General features: G+C 65.9%; 24 protein-coding genes. 5 read left to right on the top strand and 19 right to left on the bottom strand.

Annotation, left to right across the window (positions count from 1 at the left end; translation table 11 throughout):
- Positions 1 to 161 precede the first annotated feature (161 nt).
- Positions 162 to 2,741, top strand: a complete 2,580-nt coding sequence (locus tag VGQ94_07735) for a protein kinase (GenBank protein HEV2022406.1) — start codon at positions 162 to 164, stop codon at positions 2,739 to 2,741.
- Positions 2,742 to 2,782: 41 nt separating this feature from the next.
- Here VGQ94_07735 and VGQ94_07740 read toward each other — a convergent pair whose 3' ends face one another.
- The 3 genes from VGQ94_07740 to folK form a co-directional block, all read right to left on the bottom strand.
- A complete protein-coding gene (locus VGQ94_07740; protein HEV2022407.1) occupies positions 2,783 to 3,232 on the bottom strand; it encodes a hypothetical protein in 450 nt (149 codons plus the stop codon).
- Positions 3,233 to 3,341: 109 nt separating this feature from the next.
- A complete protein-coding gene (locus VGQ94_07745; protein HEV2022408.1) occupies positions 3,342 to 3,632 on the bottom strand; it encodes an HU family DNA-binding protein in 291 nt (96 codons plus the stop codon).
- Between the two features lie 236 nt (positions 3,633 to 3,868).
- Complete coding sequence (gene folK / locus VGQ94_07750; protein ID HEV2022409.1) at positions 3,869 to 4,357, bottom strand: 2-amino-4-hydroxy-6-hydroxymethyldihydropteridine diphosphokinase; 489 nt, start codon at positions 4,355 to 4,357, stop codon at positions 3,869 to 3,871.
- Between the two features lie 89 nt (positions 4,358 to 4,446).
- Between folK and VGQ94_07755 the strand changes: the two genes are divergently transcribed.
- Entirely contained in the window at positions 4,447 to 5,109 is a 663-nt protein-coding gene (locus tag VGQ94_07755; GenBank protein ID HEV2022410.1) for a YceI family protein, read from the top strand.
- 37 nt (positions 5,110 to 5,146) lie between these two features.
- Here VGQ94_07755 and lpxC read toward each other — a convergent pair whose 3' ends face one another.
- From lpxC to obgE, 13 genes are all read right to left on the bottom strand, one after another.
- The gene (lpxC, locus tag VGQ94_07760) at positions 5,147 to 6,061 is read right to left on the bottom strand and encodes a UDP-3-O-acyl-N-acetylglucosamine deacetylase (protein ID HEV2022411.1); all 915 of its coding nucleotides are present in this window, start codon (positions 6,059 to 6,061) and stop codon (positions 5,147 to 5,149) included.
- A 136-nt stretch (positions 6,062 to 6,197) separates the two neighbouring features.
- The gene (locus tag VGQ94_07765) at positions 6,198 to 6,995 is read right to left on the bottom strand and encodes a hypothetical protein (protein ID HEV2022412.1); all 798 of its coding nucleotides are present in this window, start codon (positions 6,993 to 6,995) and stop codon (positions 6,198 to 6,200) included.
- Between the two features lie 207 nt (positions 6,996 to 7,202).
- Positions 7,203 to 7,976 carry an SDR family oxidoreductase gene (locus tag VGQ94_07770; GenBank protein ID HEV2022413.1) on the bottom strand — a complete coding sequence of 258 codons (774 nt, stop codon included), beginning with the start codon at positions 7,974 to 7,976 and terminating at the stop codon, positions 7,203 to 7,205.
- A 50-nt stretch (positions 7,977 to 8,026) separates the two neighbouring features.
- Positions 8,027 to 8,764 (bottom strand): gamma-glutamyl-gamma-aminobutyrate hydrolase family protein, encoded by a 738-nt coding sequence (locus tag VGQ94_07775; protein HEV2022414.1) that lies wholly within the window; start codon positions 8,762 to 8,764, stop codon positions 8,027 to 8,029.
- A 39-nt stretch (positions 8,765 to 8,803) separates the two neighbouring features.
- Positions 8,804 to 9,625, bottom strand: a complete 822-nt coding sequence (locus VGQ94_07780; protein HEV2022415.1) for a lysophospholipid acyltransferase family protein — start codon at positions 9,623 to 9,625, stop codon at positions 8,804 to 8,806.
- Positions 9,622 to 10,953 carry a folylpolyglutamate synthase/dihydrofolate synthase family protein gene (locus VGQ94_07785; GenBank protein ID HEV2022416.1) on the bottom strand — a complete coding sequence of 444 codons (1,332 nt, stop codon included), beginning with the start codon at positions 10,951 to 10,953 and terminating at the stop codon, positions 9,622 to 9,624. Before VGQ94_07785 ends, VGQ94_07780 begins: the two co-directional genes overlap by 4 nt.
- A gap of 113 nt (positions 10,954 to 11,066) precedes the next feature.
- Positions 11,067 to 11,927: an acetyl-CoA carboxylase, carboxyltransferase subunit beta gene (accD, locus tag VGQ94_07790; protein HEV2022417.1), complete on the bottom strand. Its 861-nt coding sequence runs from the start codon at positions 11,925 to 11,927 to the stop codon at positions 11,067 to 11,069.
- Positions 11,928 to 11,987: 60 nt separating this feature from the next.
- Positions 11,988 to 12,524, bottom strand: coding sequence for a cob(I)yrinic acid a,c-diamide adenosyltransferase (cobO, locus tag VGQ94_07795; protein HEV2022418.1), 537 nt, complete (start codon positions 12,522 to 12,524; stop codon positions 11,988 to 11,990).
- Positions 12,525 to 12,584: 60 nt separating this feature from the next.
- Complete coding sequence (locus VGQ94_07800; GenBank protein ID HEV2022419.1) at positions 12,585 to 13,028, bottom strand: 23S rRNA (pseudouridine(1915)-N(3))-methyltransferase RlmH; 444 nt, start codon at positions 13,026 to 13,028, stop codon at positions 12,585 to 12,587.
- A gap of 104 nt (positions 13,029 to 13,132) precedes the next feature.
- On the bottom strand, positions 13,133 to 14,092 hold the full coding sequence (locus tag VGQ94_07805) for a sigma-54 dependent transcriptional regulator (protein HEV2022420.1): 960 nt from the start codon (positions 14,090 to 14,092) through the stop codon (positions 13,133 to 13,135).
- Between the two features lie 8 nt (positions 14,093 to 14,100).
- Positions 14,101 to 14,547: a ribosome silencing factor gene (gene rsfS, locus VGQ94_07810; GenBank protein ID HEV2022421.1), complete on the bottom strand. Its 447-nt coding sequence runs from the start codon at positions 14,545 to 14,547 to the stop codon at positions 14,101 to 14,103.
- 175 nt (positions 14,548 to 14,722) lie between these two features.
- The gene (gene nadD / locus VGQ94_07815; protein ID HEV2022422.1) at positions 14,723 to 15,373 is read right to left on the bottom strand and encodes a nicotinate-nucleotide adenylyltransferase; all 651 of its coding nucleotides are present in this window, start codon (positions 15,371 to 15,373) and stop codon (positions 14,723 to 14,725) included.
- A 126-nt stretch (positions 15,374 to 15,499) separates the two neighbouring features.
- A complete protein-coding gene (obgE, locus tag VGQ94_07820; GenBank protein HEV2022423.1) occupies positions 15,500 to 16,549 on the bottom strand; it encodes a GTPase ObgE in 1,050 nt (349 codons plus the stop codon).
- A gap of 70 nt (positions 16,550 to 16,619) precedes the next feature.
- Between obgE and VGQ94_07825 the strand changes: the two genes are divergently transcribed.
- A complete protein-coding gene (locus VGQ94_07825) occupies positions 16,620 to 17,060 on the top strand; it encodes a hypothetical protein (protein HEV2022424.1) in 441 nt (146 codons plus the stop codon).
- Positions 17,061 to 17,112: 52 nt separating this feature from the next.
- Here VGQ94_07825 and rpmA read toward each other — a convergent pair whose 3' ends face one another.
- The 3 genes from rpmA to VGQ94_07840 form a co-directional block, all read right to left on the bottom strand.
- A complete protein-coding gene (rpmA, locus tag VGQ94_07830; GenBank protein ID HEV2022425.1) occupies positions 17,113 to 17,385 on the bottom strand; it encodes a 50S ribosomal protein L27 in 273 nt (90 codons plus the stop codon).
- 69 nt (positions 17,386 to 17,454) lie between these two features.
- Positions 17,455 to 17,988 carry a 50S ribosomal protein L21 gene (gene rplU, locus VGQ94_07835; GenBank protein ID HEV2022426.1) on the bottom strand — a complete coding sequence of 178 codons (534 nt, stop codon included), beginning with the start codon at positions 17,986 to 17,988 and terminating at the stop codon, positions 17,455 to 17,457.
- A gap of 131 nt (positions 17,989 to 18,119) precedes the next feature.
- The gene (locus VGQ94_07840) at positions 18,120 to 18,575 is read right to left on the bottom strand and encodes a cupin domain-containing protein (GenBank protein HEV2022427.1); all 456 of its coding nucleotides are present in this window, start codon (positions 18,573 to 18,575) and stop codon (positions 18,120 to 18,122) included.
- Between VGQ94_07840 and VGQ94_07845 the strand changes: the two genes are divergently transcribed.
- Together VGQ94_07845 and VGQ94_07850 are read left to right on the top strand one after the other, a co-directional pair.
- Positions 18,574 to 18,999, top strand: a complete 426-nt coding sequence (locus tag VGQ94_07845; protein HEV2022428.1) for an NfeD family protein — start codon at positions 18,574 to 18,576, stop codon at positions 18,997 to 18,999. The genes VGQ94_07840 and VGQ94_07845 overlap by 2 nt on opposite strands.
- Positions 19,000 to 19,033: 34 nt before the next feature.
- The coding region (locus tag VGQ94_07850) for a stomatin-like protein (protein ID HEV2022429.1) at positions 19,034 to 19,941 on the top strand (908 nt) is incomplete at its 3' end.

Consider the following 19,941-nt stretch of genomic DNA (forward strand, 5'->3'; position numbering starts at 1 on the left):
ACCTTCCAGTTCGGCACGCCGCAGGAGTTGCCCCTGCCCCCGGAGAGCGTGGCCTTCGCGCCCGGGCCCACCTCAGACCGCTTCCTGGTCCTGAAGCCTGCCGGCAAGCCCGAGGCTTCGCCCATCCACGTAGTACTGAACTGGACGGAGGCGCTCAAGAAGTGAGCCTGGCACCCGGAAGCAAGCTTGGTCCCTACGAGATCTTGGCGCCCGTGGGCGCGGGCGGGATGGGCGAGGTGTATCGCGCGCGGGACGCGCGCCTGGGCCGCGAAGTCGCCATCAAGATCCTGCCCGAAGGATTCACGCAGCATCCCGACCGGCTGCGGCGCTTCGAGCAGGAGGCGCGAGTCGTGGCCACGCTCAACCATCCCAACATCCTGGCCATCCACGACATCGGCACCGAGGAAGGCGCGCCCTACCTGGTCACCGAGCTGCTGGACGGCGAGCCCCTGCGCGAGAAGATGAAGGCGGGCGCGGTGCCCGTGCGTCGCGCGCTGGAGTACGCGCTGGGCATCGCGCAGGGCCTGGCGGCGGCGCACGAGAAGGGCATCGTCCATCGCGACCTCAAGCCGGAAAATGTTTTTGTGACGCGCGACGGCCGGGTAAAGATCCTGGACTTCGGCCTGGCCAAACTAGCGCGGACGGAATCCGGCGCGGAGGGAGCCCTGCTCGACAGTCCCACCATGGACCAGGGCACCTCGCCCGGGGTGGTTCTGGGGACGGTGGGGTACATGTCGCCAGAGCAGGTGCGGGGACAGGCGGCCGACCACCGCTCGGACATCTTCGCGCTGGGCGCCATGCTCTACGAGATGCTGGCGGGCGCGCGCGCCTTCCACCGCGAGTCTTCGGCGGAGACCATGACCGCCATCCTGCGCGACGACCCACCGGAGTTCGCCGAGGGCCACCGCATCCCGCCGGGGCTGGAGCGCATCGTGCGGCGCTGCCTGGAGAAGGCACCGGAGCAGCGCTTCCAGTCGGCGCGCGACCTGGCCTTCGCCCTGGAGGCGGTTTCCGGGGTTTCCACTTCGACCACGGCGGTTCCCGCGGCGGCGGGGCGTACCTTGGGACGGAAGTGGCGTCTGCCCGTGGGGGTGGCGCTGGCGCTGGCCGTCGGAATCGCCATTTTCTTTGCCGGGCGACGCGCCGGACACAGCGGAAGCTCGACGGTCAGCTACCAGCAGGCGAGCTTTCGCCCGCAGATCATCTTCCGCGCCGCTTTCACGCCCGATGGCAAGACCATCGTCTTCAGCGCCGCCCAGGAGGGCACCACGCCCACGCTTTACACCATCCAGGCGGAGTATCCCGAAGCCAAGTCCACGGGACTGAGCGGGGTGCAGTTGCTTTCCGTCTCGCGGCAGGGCGAGCTAGCCGTGCTGACCCACGCCCGCTACCTCGCCCATCGGCTTTTCCGCGGCACGCTGGCCCGTATGCCGCTGGGAAGCAGCGCCCCGCGCGAGATCCTGGAAGACGTGGAGGAGGCGGACTGGGCGCCGGACGGCTCCGACCTGGCCATCATCCGCGAGGTCGGCGGCAAGAGCCGGCTGGAGTATCCCGTGGGCAAGGTGCTCTATGAGACCGCGGCCTACGTGAGCGACCTGCGCTTTTCGCCCAAGGGCGACCGCATCGCTTTCTTCGATCATCCCACCAAGTATGACGATCGCGGCGTGGTGGCGGTGGTAGACCTCAAGGGGAAGAAGACCGACTTGGCGGGCGGCTTCTGGGGCATGGAAGGCCTGGCCTGGTCGAAGGAAGGCGACGAGATATTCTTTTCCGCCAGCTTCGCCGGCGCCAACTACCAGCCTCGCGGCGTCACCCTCGCAGGCAAGCAGCGGTTGGTTCTGCCGGCGGCGGGCGTCCTGTTGGTCTATGACATCTCCGCTGACGGCCGCTGGCTGGTGGCGCGCGAGGACACGGCCTACGCGGTAGTGGCCAAAGACCCGGCCTCGGGGCAGGAGCGCGACCTTTCCTGGCTGGATTTCTCTGTGGGCCCCAGCATTTCGGAGGATGGCAGGACCATTACCTTCAGCGAGGACAGCTCCGCCACCGGCTCCACCTACGCCGTCTGCTTGCGCAAGACGGACGGCTCGCCCGTGGTGGTGCTGGGGGAGGGCACGAGCGGAGACTTATCTCCGGATGGCAAGTGGGTGCTGGGGATCGTGCTCACCACACCGCCGAAGCTGATGCTCTATCCCACGGGCGCCGGGGAGGCGCGCACGATGGAACGCGGCAGCCTGGAGAACTACGCCGGCGCCGGCTGGTTTCCCGACAACAAGCGCCTTCTGGTGTGCGGGAACGAGCCCGGACACGCCCCTCGCTGCTACCTCCAGGAGCTGAGCGGAGGAGCGCCCCAGCCGGTCACACCGGAGGGCACCACGGGCGGCTGGATCTCGCCGGATGAAAGAGTGATCCTGGGACAGACCGGGGCCGGAGAGTTCTTTCTCTACCCAGTGGGCGACGGCGAGCCGCATCCCGTCCCGCACCTGGGCCGCGAAGACAGAGTGATCCGCTGGGGCGCGGACGGCCACTCCCTCCTGGTGTTTCGCCAAAACCAGTTGCCGGTGCGGGTGGAGAAGGTGGAGCTGGAGAGCGGGCGGCGTACGCTGGTGCGGGAATTGGCCCCGGCCGATCGCTCCGGAGTCACCGGCATCGGCTTTGTTTCCATGTCCGGGGACGCGAAGTGGTACGTCTATAGCTACGGCCGCGACGTCTCGCAACTGTTCACGGTGGAAGGAGTGAGGTAAGTCACCGCTTCCGACAACCGGGTGCCTCGGTCGGGCCGTTCTCAGTTCATCTTCTGCTCAGGCAGCGTGCCTGACTTCGAATCGTCCTTCTTGCCGCCGCCGCAGCTCATTCCGCCGCCGGCCGTGTCCTTGTCCTTGCCCATCTTGGCGCAGCAGTTCATGCCGCCGGCCATCATGCCGCCCCCGGACTTGGCTTCGGATTTGGCGGCGTCTTTGTCGCCCGCCTTGGAAGCATCCTTGGTGCCGGCCTTCATGTCGGCCTTCATGGCGTCCTTGTTGTCGGCGTCCTTCTTGCCCATGTTCTTGCAGCAGCCGCAGGACATCTCCTTGTGCTCGCCGTCTTTGTGCTCGGCGGTCGCGGAGGAATCCTTCTTGCCCTTGTCGTTGGCTTTGTCTGGGGCAGCCGTGGCCGGGGCTCCACATTGCGCCGCGGCCCAGCCCGCCACCAGGAACAGCATCAGAACCAATCGTGCCAGTTTCATCATCTTCATTACCTCGGAGAAAGTATACGTGCAGCAGACGGCCTGGCTGTGACGAGAGTCACACAAAACAAAAGGCCGGCGCGAGGCCGGCCTCTGGGCTAAAAAGATGGTTGGGGGATTATTTCTTGGGGGCGATTGCGTCCTTGGCGGCCTTGGCCACGCGGAACTTCACCACCGTCTTGGCCTTGATCTGGATCGGCTCGCCGGTCTGCGGGTTGCGGCCCATGCGCGCCTTGCGGTTCGCCTTCACCAGGCGGCCGATGCCGGGGATCACGAACACTCCGCTCTTCTTGGTCTCTTTGAGCGCGGTGTCCGCCAGGTGCTCGAGAAACTCGCCCGCAACCTTGTTGGTGGTGCCCGTTTTCTCCGCCATATGACGGACCAACTGTGTCTTGGTCATTCCTGCCATGCTGCCTCCTTTGTGATTTGGGCGATGATTGCTGCTCGAAATGAATGTTACCCCAGCTTCGCAGGAAAAAGATAGCGTTTTAGCCGCTTTTTATGCGGGTTTTTCCACAATCTCGTTTTGCACCACTTGTGATGCAGTTTGCGGGAGGCGCGCCAGTGCTGAGGGAAAGCGTACACGCCCCGGCACAAAGGTGAGCGAGTAGGGGTCCTTCGACTCGGCCGCCACGGCGGCCTCGCTCAGGATGACAGTCGCCGCACCTGGGCGTCGCCGGCGGGGAGGGCATCCAGTAGCTCGCGCACGCTGCGGCCCAGGCCAGGGTGGCGGGCGTCGGGTGCGATTTCGGCCAGCGGAACCAGCACGAAGCGGCGCTGGTGCATGGCGGGATGCGGGATCTTCAGGCCGGGCAGCGCGACCACGCCGCGCCCGAAGAGCAGGATATCTATGTCCAGCGTTCGCGGGCCTTTGGGGAGGCGCCGCTTGCGGCCGAGCGCGTGCTCGATCTCCAGGATGCGCTTCAGAAGCTGCCGGGGCAGCAGCTCGGTCTCCAACGCCAGGGCGCAGTTCAGGAACCACTTCTGTCTGGTAAGCTCTACGGGTTCGGTGTCGTAGAAAGAGGAGAGGGCAGTCACCCGGCCCAGCTCGCCCAGGCAGCCGATGGCGGCCTCCAGATAGGCGCGGCGGTCGCCCTGATTCGAGCCCAGCCCGAGATAGACGGTCTTCTTCAACGCGGGAATGGTAGCGCAGAAAGCGCCGGCGACGGAATCCCGCGGGGCCCGCGCGGCATCTTATGGAAATCCCACGGGAGGGAAGAGCGATGCGACGTTTTCATATCCTGGCGGTAGCTGCGGCTGTAGCGCTGCTTTCGGCGGCGGCGATGGCGCAGGCGGTGCAGTATGAGATCGACCCGGTGCACTCCAGCGCGCAGTTCTCCGTGCGCCACATGATGGTTTCGAACGTGCGCGGCGAGTTCGCCAAGGTGACCGGAACAGTGGTCTATGATCCCAAAAACCTCAAGGCGTCGTCGGTCGAGGCCACCATCGACGCCACCACCATCAACACCCACGAACCCCGGCGCGATGACGACCTCAAGAGTCCCAACTTCTTCGACGTGGCCAAGTATCCCATCCTCACCTTCAAGTCCAAGAAGGTGGAGCAGGCGGGCGCGGGCAAGCTGCGCGTGACCGGCGACCTCACCCTCCACGGCGTGACCAAAGAAGTGGTGCTGGATGTGGAAGGGCCGAGCCCAGAAGCCAAGATGGGACCGAACATCAAGTCGGGCGCCTCGGCCGCGACCACCATCAACCGCAAAGACTTCGGCCTGGTGTGGAACAAGACGATGGAAACCGGCGGGGTGCTGGTGGGCGATGAGGTGAAGATCACGCTGGAGATCGAGATGGGACGGAAGGCGGCGGCGAAGCCGGCGGGAGGCGCGGCGGTCCGGCCTTCGACCGGGGGAGCAGCCAAGAGCGCCCGCTGAGCGGCAGGGCGAGAAATCCCCAGTCTTGATGCGGTTTTTAGGGCACGGCAGGAGCCGTGCCCTCGTGCTTTTCGGGCCCCTCGCCGGCTTCGGAAGCGGCTTCGTCGGCCGTTGCTTCTTCCCACAGGCTGTGGTCGCGCAGGATGCGGGAGACCAGCGCGGTGTGCAGGGCGTGTCCGGCGCGGTCGGCGACTACGCGGCCCAGCAGGCGCCGGCCCAGCAGAGCCAGATCGCCGATCAGGTCGAGCACCTTGTGGCGGACGAACTCGTCGGGGAAGCGCAAGGGCCCGTTCTCGATGCCGTCGCGGGTGAGGACGATGCAGTTCTCGCTCGAGGCCCCGCGGATCAATCCCATGTTGCGCATGGCCTGCTCCTCGTGGCGGAAGCCGAAGGTGCGCGCCGCCGCGATCTCCCGGCAGTAGCTCTCGCCGGAGAGCTCCACCTCGAAGGTTTCCTTGCCAATCAGCGGGTGCGGAAAGTTGATGCTGTAGGCGACCGAATACTTCTCCGCGGGATAGACGGCGATGAACTTATCGCCTTCGCGCACTTCCACTTCCCTGTGCAGGCGCAGGTAGGAGCGCGGGCGCCGCTGGCGTTTGAGGCCGGCCTTGCGGATCATCTCCACATAGGGCTCCGCGCTGCCGTCCAGGATGGGAAGCTCCAGGTTGTCGAGCTCGACGATGGCGTTGTCCACGCCCGTCCCGATGAAGGCCGAGAGCAAGTGCTCAGTGGTGGAGATGAGCACGCCCTTTTTCATCAGACTGGTGGCGTAGCTCACGCGCGCCACGTTGCGGCTCACCGCTTCCACTTCGAATCCGTCCAGGTCCACCCGGCGGAAGACCACGCCCGTGCCCGCGGGCGCCGGCAGGATGCGCAGCTTCACCGGCGCTCCAGAGTGCAGGCCGACGCCGCTCGTTTCCACCGCGGAACTGATTGTTTGCTCGTGAGTCACACGAGGTATGTGGTTGTAGATAATAAGATTACAGCCGGGTGTGGAAATCCGTCTGTGGTAAAGTTGCCACAGTGTGAGGCGCATCGGGGACGCCTGAGTGTGTGGAAAGGGGCGGCGTCGCCCGTTCCTACAAAAGTTACTTTTTGGTGCGGTCGTAGTGCAGCGGCGGCGGGGTGAAGAGAACGTCGGAAGCCCCCAGGTTGTACTCCACCTTGTTCATAAAAACTTGCCGGGTCATCTCGCCGTTGTGGTAGCGGACGATGTTGAAGGGCGTCATGATGCCCTGCACCGGCCGGTAGTGATCGAAGAGCTCGCCCTCCTCGTCGCGCTCGCGGCTCACCGGGTCGCGCACCAAAAAGGTCTTCTTGATGGGCAGGTGGGAGTAGGTGTCGATGTAGAGGGTGACCGAGTCGTTCTTCGAATTGATGATGCTCACTTTTTCCGCGGCCTTCTGATCCACCAGGGCCGCGCCGTCGTAGAAGAGGGCGGTGCCCGGCTCCTTGAGCCAGCCACGCAGCACGGTTTCCATCGAGTGGTTGCGACGCTGAATGTACTGGGCCAGGTCCTCGGGATCCACCAGGCGCGTGCCGCGGAAGGTGGTGTCGTAACCCTGGTCGCCGGTGAACAGAACTACCCAGTCGCGCTGCGCGTAGTACTCGGTGCGCTCCTTGTCCGGCCAGCGCCAGGTGCGGAAGAAGGGCCCGCCCACGCCCGCGGGGCGTCCTTCGTAGAAGCGGTGCGTGCGGCCCTCCTGGTACATGTCCTGATAGTTGAGATAGGCCTGGCCACCGAGGGTGTCGATCATGTGGTCGAGCAAGGCGCGCGCCTTCTTGGCGTTGGCGTCCACCGGCGGATTCGCCGCGGGGGGCGCGGCCGGCTGGGGGTTCTGCGCCAGAAGCGCGGCGAGCAGGATGGCAGCAGTCAGGAATTTCATGTCAAAAGCATTCTATTAGATGCGCGATGTGTAGGCGCGGGCGACTCGCCCCCGTGAGCACTGGATACAAACATTCCGAGCGGAGCGAGGAATCCCTACGCAACCACAAGAATCTCCAAGATGGCAGTGCCCGTTTGAGGGGGTAGGGCTCCCTAGCTCCGCTCGGGATGTAAGGCGCGGACGGGCGGGTCGCCCGTCCCTACACAATCAACCCACCAGCACGGCGCCGCCGTTGACGTTGAAGATCTCGCCGGTGATGAAGCCGGCGTGCTCAGTGCACAGGAACAAGATGGGAGCGGCGATCTCCGCGGGCGTGGCTACGCGGCCCAGCGGAATGGTGGCGAAGACCTTGGCGCGGATGGCGGGGTCGTTGAGCGCGGGCGCGGCCATGTCCGTGGCCACCCATCCGGGGGCGACGCAGTTCACGTTGATGCGGTCGCGGGCCAGCTCGGTGGAGAGTCCCTTCACCATGCTGATCACAGCGCCCTTGGTGGCGGCGTAGTCGGAGTGGAAGGCCTCGCCGCGCTGCCCGGCGGTCGAGCTCACCAACACGATCTTGCCGCCCTGGCCCTGCTTCTTCATCTGCCCCACCGCGTGCTTCACCAGGGCGAAGACGCTGTCCAGATTGATGCCCATGGTGCGGCGCCACTGCTCGTCGGGCATCTGGTCGATGGGCATGTCGTCGGAAGGCCAGATGCCGTGGTTGGCCACCAGCGCGTCCACTCGCCCGAAGCGGGAGACGGCGGCGGCGATGAGCTCGCGCGCGCCCTCCGTCCCGTTGAGGTCCGCCTGCACCGCGGCGCAGTTCTTCTCGCCGCCGCAGGCCGCAACCACCTTCTCGGCCTCTGCTTTGGCCTTCTGATAGTTGAACAGGACCTTGCCGCCGGCGGCCGAGAACATCTTCACCGTGGCCGCGCCAATGCCACGCGACCCGCCGCTGACTACGGCCACCTTGCCATCGAATGAGAGAGAAACGGACATGTTGTTGCCCACCGCGGATTCACGCGGCCGGAACGCGGATTATAAACGGACTACTGCCCCTTGGGCTCGGCAGCGGCATCAATCAGCGCCCGGAAGAGCGCCCGCGAGGCTGCATCATCCTCATAGCTGCGTTCCGGGTGCCACTGCACGGCCACCGCCCACTGATCCGGCAGGGTGCTCTCCAGGGCCTCGATGACGCCGTCGTCGGGGCAGCGTGCGGCGACGCGCAGGCCATCGCCGGCCACCTCCACGGCCTGGTGATGGCTGGAGTTGACGGTCAGCGTCTTCTCCGCGCCCTTTCCGACGCCAACGATTCCGGCGAGGCGCGAGCCGCTTTCGATGGCAACGTTGTGGGCGCGCGGGATCTTGCGTCCAGCGTCGTGCTTGATGCTGCTCTTGAGCTCGGAGGCGATGTCCTGCACCAGCGTGCCGGTGCGCCAGACGTTCAGCGACTGCAGGCCGTAGCAGATGCCCAAGATCGGCTTGCGCATGTTGTAGGCATCCTGGATGAGGAGCTCGTCGGCGGCGTCGCGCAAGGGATCCGGGTCGGCGGTCCCGGCGTGGCGGGTTGCGCCGTATTTCTGGGGATCGACGTCGGCCTTGCTCCCCGGCAGGAGCACGCCCTGGCAGCGGTTCAGAAGCTTGGCCGTCTCTTCCGGCGTCGCGTCCAAGGGGATGACCACCGGCTCGCCGCCCGCAGCCTCTACCGCCTGGGTGTAGTCCGGCAGCACGCGTTGCGCGTACTCCTGATTGGAGTGCGGAACGGGGATGGCGATGCGGGGTTTCACGACCTCGGTTCTCAGTTCTCGGTTCTCAGTTCTCGGTTCTCAGTTTACGCCAGGGCTTGAGGCACTCGGCACTTCCTGCTCGGCCGGAGCGGCGTCTGCCGCAGGTCGGGGAACCTCGGCGCGGGAGTAGTACAGATCCTCGACGGCCTTCTGCACCTGGGCGGCGAGCTTGTCGGCCTCGCGCGTGGAGTAGCCAGCGCTGGGGATGGGCTCGCCCACCAGCAGCGCAAGCGGCCGCGGGCGGATGTGGTAGGTGTTCATAGGCAGCAGCTCATAGAGTCCCACCAGCGCCACGGGCACCACCTCCGCCTGGGCTTTGATGGCGGCGTAGAAGACGCCGGGCAGGAAGGGTTTCACCTGGCCGGTGGCCGAGCGTCCGCCTTCGGGGAAGACCAGGAGCGGCGTGCCCGCCTTGAGCGTCTCGGCGGAGCGGTTCAAGCTGCGCATGGAGGCCAGCGCGTTCTCGCGTTCGATGGGCAACTGCCCAGAGCGCTTCAGATGCCAGCCGACGAAGGGCAAGCTGAACAGCTCGCGCTTGGCCATCACACGGAACTGGAAGGGCAGGGTGGCGTACAGCACCGGGATGTCCATGGCGGAGAGGTGGTTGGTGGCGTAGAGGTAGGGCTTGGAGGTGTCGAGGCGGTCGAGGCCGGCGACCGTGACCGGCGAGAAGATGGTCTTGAGGATGATGCGCCCCCATAGGCGCACGAAGTTGTGCTGGATGCGCCCGTCCCGGTCGAAGAAGGAGCAGAGCAGCGAGAGGGGGCCGAGAGCGACGGTGTACAGGTAGATGAGCGGGTCGAAGAAGAAGATGGAGCGCACCCAGCTCAGCGCGTCGGCCAGCTTGGATTGCTTATTCACGATGACAAGAGTTGCAGGGCCTCGCCGATCAGATAAATCGAGCCGCAGATGACGACTATACCGCGTTCCCCGGCCAGGGCGCGGGCGCGAGTGAGGGCGGCGGCCACCTCCGGCTCGCACAAGATCTCGGCGCCGGTGCGGGCGGCGGCGGCACGGATCTCCTCGGGCGACGCCGCGCGCGGGTTGGCGGGCTGGGTGGCGATCACATGCGCGGCGAGCGGGAACAGTATCTCGGCCATCTCGGCGATGGCCTTGTCGCGCATGGCGCCAAAGACCAGCGTGAAGGGCCGCCCTTCGTAGCGCTCGGAGAGCGCGGCGCGCAGCGCCCATGCGCCCGCGGGGTTGTGCGCGGCGTCGAGCAGAAACTCGGGCGCGCTCTTCGTCGCCGGGATGATTTGCAGGCGACCGGGCCAGCGCGTCTCGCGGATGCCGCGCTCGACGTCGCCGGCGGCGACCTTGAAGCCTTGCGCGTTGAGTTCGACGGCGGCGGCGATGGCCAGCGCCGTGTTGCGCAGCTGATGGCGGCCGGGCAGGGGAGAGGCGACGGTGATCTCCGCGTCCAGGACCTGGAGGCGATAGGAGTCGCGAGTCCCCAGGCCCCAGGTCCGGGTCGCGCCCGGCGACACCGGCGGGACGTATTCGACGGCGCTCACGGCGCGGCCGCCACCATCGCGGATGGTGTTCCCGAGGACGTCGTTGGCCTCGGGGTGCTGCGGCAGCGTGACCGCGACCCCGCCCGGGCGGAGGATGCCCGCCTTCTCCCGCGCAATCTCGGTGATGGTCGCACCGAGGAACTTCTGGTGGTCGAGGGCGATGTCGGTGATGACGGAAACGCGCGGCTCGACCACATTGGTGGCGTCCAGGCGCCCGCCCATGCCCACCTCGAGCACGGTAATCTCCACGCCCGCGGCGGCGAAGTGCTCGAAGGCCATGGCAGTGAGCATCTCGAAGAAGCTGGGATGCCAGGGCAATTCGCCCGCGGCCACCAGCTTCTGCGCCGCCTGCTCCACGCGCTCATGGACTCGGGCGAAGTCGCCATCCGTGATCTCTTCTCTGCCGACGCGGATGCGCTCGTTCACGCGGATCAAATGCGGCGAGGTGTAGAGCCCGGTGCGGTGTCCGGCGGCGCGCAGGATGCTCTCGAGCAGAGCCGCCGTCGAGCCCTTGCCGTTGGTCCCGGCGATGAGCACCGAGGCAAAGCGGCGCTCCGGATTACCGAGCGCCCCGAGCAGCGCACGCATGTGCGCCAGATCGAACTTGTGCGAGGGCGTCTGCGGCAGCTCGTGGCCGAGGGCTGTCAGTTGCGCGATGGCGGATTGATACGACATGACGGCGTCCGGGAACAGGGTAGGGGTCCTTCGACTCCGCCCGCCACGGCGGGCTTCGCTCAGGATGACAATCGCAAGATTTTAGCCGATTGCGGATGGCTGGACGCTGACTGCTAGTTCTTCGCGCCGTTGGTGGGGATCATGAAGTCGAGGGCGCGGGCGATGTAGTTCTTCATCTCCTTGCGGTGGACGATGGCGTCGAGCATGCCATGCTCCAGCAGGAACTCGGAGCGCTGGAAGCCTTCGGGCAGTTTCTGGCGGATGGTCTGCTCGATGACGCGCGGCCCGGCGAAGCCGATGAGCGCGCCGGGCTCGGCGATGTTCAAATCCCCCAGCATGGCGTAGCTGGCCGTCACGCCGCCGGTGGTGGGGTCGGTGAGCACGGAGACGTAGGGGACTTTGGCCTCGTCCAGGCGGGCGAGGGCGGCGGTGATCTTCACCATCTGCATCAGGCTGACCACACCCTCCATCATGCGCGCGCCGCCCGAGGCCGAAACGATGATGAGCGGCTTGCGCTGGGCGACGGAGCGCTCGATGGCCCGGGTGATGACCTCGCCCACCACCGCGCCCATGCTGCCGCCGATGAAGCTGTACTCCATGGCGCTCAGCATCACCGGGCGGCCCGCCAGCTTGCCTTCGGCGTTGATGATGGCGTCCTTCAGCCCGGTCTCTGCCTGCGTCTTTTTCAGGCGCTCGGAGTAGGCGCGCACGTCCACGAACTTGAGCGGGTCGGTGGAAGAGAGGTTCAGGTCTTCAAGCTGGAAGCTGCCCTCGTCGAGCAACAGCTCGATGCGGGCGCGGGCGTCGATGCGGAAGTGGCGCTCGCACTTGGGGCAGACGTTGAAGTTGGCGTCCAAGTCCTTCTTCCAGATGACCTGGCGGCAGCCCTCGCACTTCACCCACAGGCCTTCGGTGCGGACGCGCTTCTCCCCCGTGGCTTCCAAATCTCCGGATTGGCGTCGGAACCAGGCCATAAGGCAGTTGTCAGTACTCGGTACTCAGTACTCGGTTGCTCGCCCCTCGCAACTCGCCACTCAATACTCGATGCCGCGCTGGGCCATCACGCCCTTCTCGTAGGCGTGCTTCACCTGCTTCATCTCGGTGACGGTATCGGCCAGCTCGATGATTGTCGGATGCGCGTTGCGCCCCGTCAAGATGACGTGCACCGGCTCCGGCTTCTGCTGCAGCGCAGCGACGACTTTGGCCGGGTCGAGCATGCCGTAGCTGATGGCGTAGTTGATCTCGTCGAGGATCACCAAATCCCACTGGCCGGAGCGGATGGCCGCCTCGGCCTCGGCCCAGGCCTCGCCCACCAGCTTGATGTCTTCGGGGTCGGTCTCCGCGCCGCCCACCTTGACGAAGCCGCGGCCCATCTGCTTCATCACGAAGTTCTCGCCGAAGGCCTTCACCGCATCCAGCTCGCCGTAGTGCCAGGAGCCCTTGAGGAACTGTAGCATCAGCACCTTCAGGCCGTTGCCCACGGCGCGCAGAGCCGTACCCATGGCCGCCGTGGTCTTGCCCTTGCCGGCGCCGGTGTGCACGATGATCAGGCCTTTGCGGATATCTGGCATCGGTTTCTCGTTTCTCGTTCTTGGTTTCTCGAGGAACGAGAAACGCGCAACGAGAAACGCCTAGTGTCCCTTGTGGTAGGGATGTCCCTTGAGGATTGTAAATGCCCGGTAGAGCTGTTCCAGCAAAACCACGCGGGCGAGCTCGTGGGAGAGGGTCATCTTGCCGAAGGAGAGGATGAGGTCGGCGGCGTGGCGGCCCTGGTCGGTGAAGCCGTCGGCGGGGCCGATGGCGAACAGCAGCAGCTGCGAGCCGCGGTCCTGCTGGTCGCGCAAGAGCTCGGCGAACTGCTCGGAGGTGAACTGGCGGCCGCGCTGGTCGAGCAGGACGAGCGTGGGCCGCGTGCGCCCGGAGGCGCGCTCGGCGGATTTCAGCAAGGCCTCCTCGCTGGCCAGCTCCTGCGAGTCGGTGGGCACGTAGCGACCGAGGCGCTTGAGGTACTCCTCGGTCAGCGCGCGGATGGACGCTTCTTTGGTCTTGCCGACCCAGACGATGCGTAATTTCACCCGACTAACTTAGCAGGTCGGGGTATCATGCGCCCAACCTAGGGAGTAGGGGTCCTTCGACTTCGCGCTTCACTGCGTTCGCGCTCCGCTCAGGATGACAGCGCTTAGTCCAGCCCATAGCGCTTCCGCTTCTCCAGCAGCGTCTTCCTACTGATGCCGAGGATGGCGGCGGCCTTGGACTTCTTTCCGCGAGTGTAGTCCAGGATCTCGGCGATATAGGCGCGCTCCATCTCTTCGAGCGTCATCTTGTGACGGTCGCGGCCGTGGGCGGCCTCGCGGACGTGCGCAGGGAGGGCGTCGAGCGAAATCTCCGGCGCCGAAGACGCGACCAGTGCGCGCTCCAAAATGTTCCGCAGTTCGCGCACGTTGCCAGGGAAGGCGTAGCGCTCGAGCGCGGCCAGGGCGTCGGCTGCGAGCGAGCGCGCGGGGCCGCGATGGCCCTCGACGAGTTGGGAGAGCAGGCGGCGGGCCAGCGGGCGGATGTCCGCCGGGCGCTCGCGCAGCGCGGGAACGGAGAGCGGCAGCACGTTCAGCCGGTAGTAGAGGTCCTCGCGGAAGGCACCGCGGGCCACGGCCTGCTCCAGGTCGGCGTTGGTGAGAGCGACGATGCGCGCCGCGACCTCGATCGTCCGGGTCCCGCCCAGGCGGTGGAAGCTTTTCTCTTCAATCGCGCGCAGCAGCTTGGCCTGGACGGCGAGCGGCAGCGCCGCCACCTCGTCGAGCACGATGGTGCCCGCGCCCGCCAGCTCCAGCCGCCCGCGCTTGGTCTCGGTGGCCCCGGTGAAGGCGCCCTTGTCGTAGCCGAAGAGTTCGCTCTCCACCAGCTCGTGCGGCAGGCTGGCGCAGTCGATCTTCACCAGCGGCTCGCCGGCGTGCGGGCCCAGGTAGTGCAGCAGCGAGGCCAGCAGGTCTTTGCCTACTCCGCTTTCGCCCGAGATGAGGACGGTGGAAGTCCCGGCGGCGATCTTGCGCGCCTGCTCCAGCAGGTGGAGGGACTTGGGATCGGCGGCGATCCAGGCCCGCACAGCCGAGGGCGGCTGCTCCGCATGACTCTTGCCAGGCATGGCTGATTCTAGCGCCGGCGCGCGGGCTTGCGGCGCGAGGCCGCGGCCCGGGCCGGACGTTTCGGCTTCGGCTTCGGCTTGGGCTTGGGCTTGGGTTGCAAGGACGCCGGCTCCAGGCGCTCGGCCGACTTCCACAGCCGCTCCAGGTCGTAGTAGCGGCGGGCGCGCTCGCTGAAGATGTGCACCACGAAGTCCACGTAGTCGAGCAGCACCCACTCCGCCTGCCGGTAGCCCTCGATGTGTGCGGGACGCATTCCAGCGCGCTCCAGCTGGTGCTCGACCTCGTCGCAGATGGCCTGGATCTGCCGCGGGTTGGTGCCCGAGCACACCAGGAAGTAGTCGGTGAAGCCGGAGGAGGCGGCGTCGAGTTTCAGCAGCGTGAAGTCGAAGGCTTTCTTGGATTCGCAGGCGGCGAGGGCTTGGGCGACTTGGCGGCGGACCTGGGCAGCGCTCATTCGGTGGTGGGATTGGCCTGTTCAGTATAGCGTGAGCGGGAAGATCGGCTACCGATTCACGGGATCCTGCTGTCTTACGTCCCGAGCGAAGCGAGGGAACCCTACTCCCTCCTCCGCAGTCGCAATCAAGTAGGGCTCCCTCAGGCTCACTCCGTGAGCCGTTCGGGATGTATTTTCAAGAGCCTTGGTACAGGCGCTTCTTCCGGATGTACTTCGCCACTGGCGCTGAAACGAGCTTGGTCAGCGGCCGGCCGCGGCGCGCTGCGGCGCGCACTCGCGTGGCGGAGACCGGGGCGCGCACGCCGCGGAGCAGATGGATCATCACCCCATCCACCTTGATCCCGGCGCGGCTCCGGCGAGGTGAGGAGCCCGCGCTTCGGCGCAGGCTGGGAGGCAGGACGAGCGTCACATCCTGGATTGAGTATCCGGGCCGCACCGCCACCACGAACTCGCACTCGCGCACCAGCGCCTCCGCCTGGTGCCAGGTTGCGATATCGCAGAAGGCGTCGATGCCGATGAGAAAGAACAACCGATCGCCCTTCTTTAGCGAGCGCTTGATCCGCCGCACTGTGTCAATGCTGTAGTGGACGCCCGAGGCCTCCAGGCGCGAGACCGCGAACTTCGGCTGGCCCGCCGTGGCCAGCTTGAGCATGGCGAAGCGATGGCGGAAGGAGGCGCGCGGCTTGTGCTGCTTGTGCGGCGGTACGCCGGCAGGGACGAAGGTGAGCTTGTCCAACTTCAGGCGGCGCAGGACGGCGCGGGCCACCGCCAGATGTCCGCGATGCACGGGATCGAAGGTGCCGCCGAAGATGCCTATTCTGGCCACGGATGAACGCGAATCATCGCGAGTCCCTTTTTTACCACGGAGGCACGGAGACACGGAAAAATCCTTGTTACTTCGTCGCTTCGAACTCGGGTGTGTAGTCGCCGACCACGGCGATGCGGGGCATGGCTAGAGTGTAGCGTGTTCGGCGGCTGCTTTCTGCTCCCGACGTCGCAGCTTTTCTACCTGCTCGCCCACGGCGTACTGCAGCTTGTCGATGCCTTCGCCCGAAACCGCGGAGATGGGGAAGAGCGCGAGCTTGAGCTTCTTGCAGTGGCGCTTGAGCTTGGCCAGCTTGTCCTTGTTGGCGACGTCGATCTTCGTCGCCGCCACCAGCATGGGCTTTTTCTCCAGGCCGGCGCCGAAGCTCGCCAGCTCTTCCACGATGACCCCGAAATCCGCCACCGGGTCGGGGCGGCCGCTCGCGTCGGAGATGTCCACCAGATGCACCAGCAGGCGCGTGCGCTCGATGTGCCGCAGGAACTGCGTGCCCAGCCCGGCGCCCAGGTGCGCGCCCTCGATCAGCCCAGGAATGTCGGCGACCACGAAGCTCAGGGGATGGGTTTCATCGCCCAGGTCCACGACGCCCAGGTTGGGCTGGAGCGTGGTGAACGGGTAGTCGGCGATCTTGGGGCGCGCGGCGGAGATGCGCGAGATGAGCGTGGATTTGCCCGCGTTGGGATACCCGACCAGGCCGACGTCGGCCAGCAGCTTCAGCTCCAGGCGGAAGTGGCGCTCCTCGCCGTGGTGTCCCAGTTCGTGCTCGCGCGGAGCCTGATGGGTGGAGGTGGCGAAGCGCGCGTTGCCGCGTCCGCCGCGCCCGGCGCGGGCGATCACCAGACGCTCATCGGGGCGAGAGAAATCGTGTACCCGCTCGCCCGTCTCTTCGTCGTAGACGATGGTGCCCACCGGGACCTTGAGGACGACTTCGGCGCCGTCGTGTCCGGTCTTGTTGGAGCCCTCGCCGTGGCGGCCGCGCTCCCCCTTGTACTCGGGATTGAAGCGGAAGTGGACCAGCGTGTTGTGGCGCTCGCTCGACTCCATCACCACGTCACCGCCCTTGCCGCCGTCGCCGCCCGAGGGCCCGCCGCGGGGGACGAACTTCTCCCGGCGAAAGGCCATGCAGCCGTTGCCGCCGTCGCCGGCTTTCACGCGGATTTTGGCTTCGTCTATGAACATTTAGGAGTCACAATATACGTATCCGGGCCAACTCATAGGAACGTCATCCAAGTCCCCGGGGTCTAAGCTAATGAAGCGCAGGCTCTATCTGACGCTCGTTCTCACTGTAGTCGCATCCCTGCTCGCAATCAGAGCCATCACCCGGAAGCAGTTTCCGAGCCAAGGATACGCAATCGCGGTTCCTCTACACATGAAACCGGGGGCATGCGGCGACTGGCGGGGCACCCTGGTTCTTCTTTCGAAGCAGGGGTCCATTCAAATTAACCAGCAGACAATCGCCACCAACGCGTTTCCCAGCGAACTGCAGCAAATCTACCGCAGTCGGACCGAGCGCGTCCTGTGGGTGAAAGCTGACCCTCAACTAGACGCGCAAGAAGTGCTGACGGTGATTGACCATGCCAACAGCGCGGTGCCTGATCTGCAAATCGGCCTGCTAACGCCCACAGCCGAGAAGGAGCCTTGTCTGGCAATTCCGTTCCCGCGTAGGCCCCTGCCTCTTCCGGAAAAATGAAAGCCTCGCGCGCATAGGCGAGGCCGTCTTCCTCTGTTTCCCTGTGGCGGAGTTACGCCTTGGCGGGTTCGGGAACCGGAGCGACGGTGACGAACTTTCCCATCGAGCCCCGGTCCACGAACTTGAGGATGCCGGTGACCTTGGCGAACAGGGTGTCGTCCTTGCCGCGGCCGACGTTCAGCCCGGGCTTCAGACGCGTACCGCGCTGCCGCACGATGATGGTGCCGCCGGAGATCAGTTGTCCGCCGAAAGCCTTGATTCCCAGCCGCTGCGCGTTGGAGTCGCGACCGTTTCGGGAGCTGCCTAGACCTTTTTTATGTGCCATTTCCTACCTCGAGATCCTTCGCTTCGCTCAGGATGACGGCCGCGGGCTCAGACGCCCGCGAAATCGCCGTCACTTCTTCTTATGCTTCGAATCCGATTTCTTGTCCGAGTGCTTGGCCGGCTTCGCCGCCTTCTGCTCACCCTTGTGGGGAGCGGCCTTCTTCTCGTGCGCCTTGTGCTCGGGCTTATGCTCCGCCTTGTGCTCGGGCTTGTGGGCCTTGGGCTCGGCGTGCACGGCCGGGCGGGCCTTCTTTTCCTTCTTTGCGGGCAGCTCGGGCGCGGTGAACGTGTGCCCGTCGAAGGCGATCTCGGTGATGCGCACCGCGGTGAACGGCTGGCGGTGTCCGGCGAGCTTCTTGTACTGTTTCTTGCGCTTGTAGTGGAAGACCAGGATCTTGTCGGCGCGGCCCTGCTCCACGATGTGCCCCAGCACGCGCGCGCCCTCGCCCTGCGGCCGCCCGATCTGGCCCGCCTCGGCAGAGACCGCCAGCACATCCGTGAACTCCAGATGGCCGGACTTCTCCGCCTCCGTCTTCTCGATACGGATTACGTCTCCAGGGGCGACCCGGTACTGCTTCCCCCCGGCGCGGATGACCGCGTACATAACAATGCCTCCTAGATTGGCCGAAACCGCTTTGACTGTAGAGATTGGGTGCTACAGGCAAACCCAGTTATTTTAGCGTGCGCGGCGGAAAACGGTCAAACCCCTGGGTAGAGCCGCAGCATGCCGCGTCTCTACAGGCGGTCGAGCACAGGGACGGTGCGCTCGTTCTGCACGTTGCCGGTGTTGAGCGTGGTCTTGGGCTCGAGCAGCAGCACGTGCGCCTCCTCCCGGGCCACGGGACAGTGCTCCACGCCGCGCGGCACGATGTAGAAGTCGCCCGCCTTCAGCTCCACGTCGCCGACGCGCAGGCGCATGGTGAAGCCGCCTTCGACCACCAGGAAGAGCTCGTCCTCGTGCTGGTGGTGGTGCCAGACGAACTCGCCCTGGAACTTCACCAGCTTGACGTAGGAGTCGTTGACCTCGCCCACGATCTTGGGCGACCAGTGCTCGGTGAACTGCGCGAACTTCTCGGAAAGCGTGACTTTGGGCATGCAGAAGCTTACCGCGGATGGGCGTGGATTCGCGTCCTTTCCGGTGGCCTTGGTGGTAGGATTGCGCCGCCCGGAGAGCGGGGGAGAGGCGAACATGGATTGGTGGATATGGGTGATCCTGGGGTTCGTGCTGCTGGCGGCGGAGATGGTCAGCGCCGGGCTCTTCCTGATCTTCTTCGGCGTGGGCGGGATCGTGGTGGGGGGGCTGGTGCGCTTCCACGTGATCGAGGCAGCCTGGATGCAGTGGCTGGCCTTCTCGGTGGTCTCGCTGGGCTCCATGGCGCTGTTGCGCAAGCCGCTGCAGCACCGGCTGAAGATCAACGTGCGCAAGGACCAGGACACCATGCTGGGCGAGCGCGCCGTGGCCACGGAAGAGATCGCCGCCGGCGCCATCGGGAAGGTGGAGATGCGCGGCTCCACTTGGCAGGCGCGCAACCTGGGCGATTCGCCGGTGAAGTCCGGCCAGGGCTGCAAGGTCGAAAAGGTGGAAGGCATCACGCTTTTGGTGCGTGGAGAGTAGGCAGCCCGCCGCAGCGGGCGCCGCAGGAGGATTTATGAGCACAGTCGTATTCGTTTTCTTGGCGTTCATGGTGCTGGTGCTGATCTTCAAGGCGGTGGTGGTGGTGCCGCAGCAGAGCGCCTTCGTGGTGGAGCGGCTGGGAAACTTCTACGAAGTCTTCGGCGCCGGGCTGCACTTCCTGACGCCCTTCGTGGACCGCATCAAGTACCGGCACTCACTCAAGGAGCGCCCGCTGGAGATCCCGGAGCAGGTCTGCATCACCAAGGACAACGTGCAGGTGGCGGTGGACGGCATCATCTACCTGCGGGTGCTGGATCCGCAGCGGGCCAGCTACGGCGTCTCCAACTACGAATACGCCATCCTCCAGCTCTCGCAGACGGCGCTGCGCAGCGAGGTGGGCAAGATCGATCTCGACCGCACCTTCGAGGAGCGCACCCACATCAACACCATGGTGGTGACCGAGCTGGACAAGGCCAGCGAGCCCTGGGGCATCAAGGTGCTGCGCTACGAGATCAAGAACATCACTCCGCCCAAGGAAGTGCTGGCGGCCATGGAGAAACAGATGCGCGCCGAGCGCGAGAAGCGGGCCACCGTGCTCACTTCCGAGGGCGCGCGCGACGCCGTCATCAACAAGGCCGAGGGCGACAAGCAGCAGGTGATCAAGGCGTCGGAGGCCCGGCGCCAGCAGCAGGTGAACGAGGCCGACGGCCAGGCGGCGGCCATCCTGGCCGTGGCCACCGCCACCGCCGAGGGCATCCGCAAGGTGGCCGAGTCCATCCAGGCCCAGGGCGGCTACCAGGCGGTGCAACTGCGCGTGGCCGAGCAGTACATCGCCCGCTTCGGCGACCTGGCCAAGGCCGGCACGACCCTGATCCTGCCCGCCAACGCGGGCGACGTCGGCAGCATGATCGCCATGGCCATGAACATCATCCGCCAGGGCGC

It is taken from the genome of Terriglobales bacterium, from assembly GCA_035937135.1.
Taxonomy (GTDB): Bacteria; Acidobacteriota; Terriglobia; order Terriglobales; family Acidobacteriaceae; genus DASYVL01.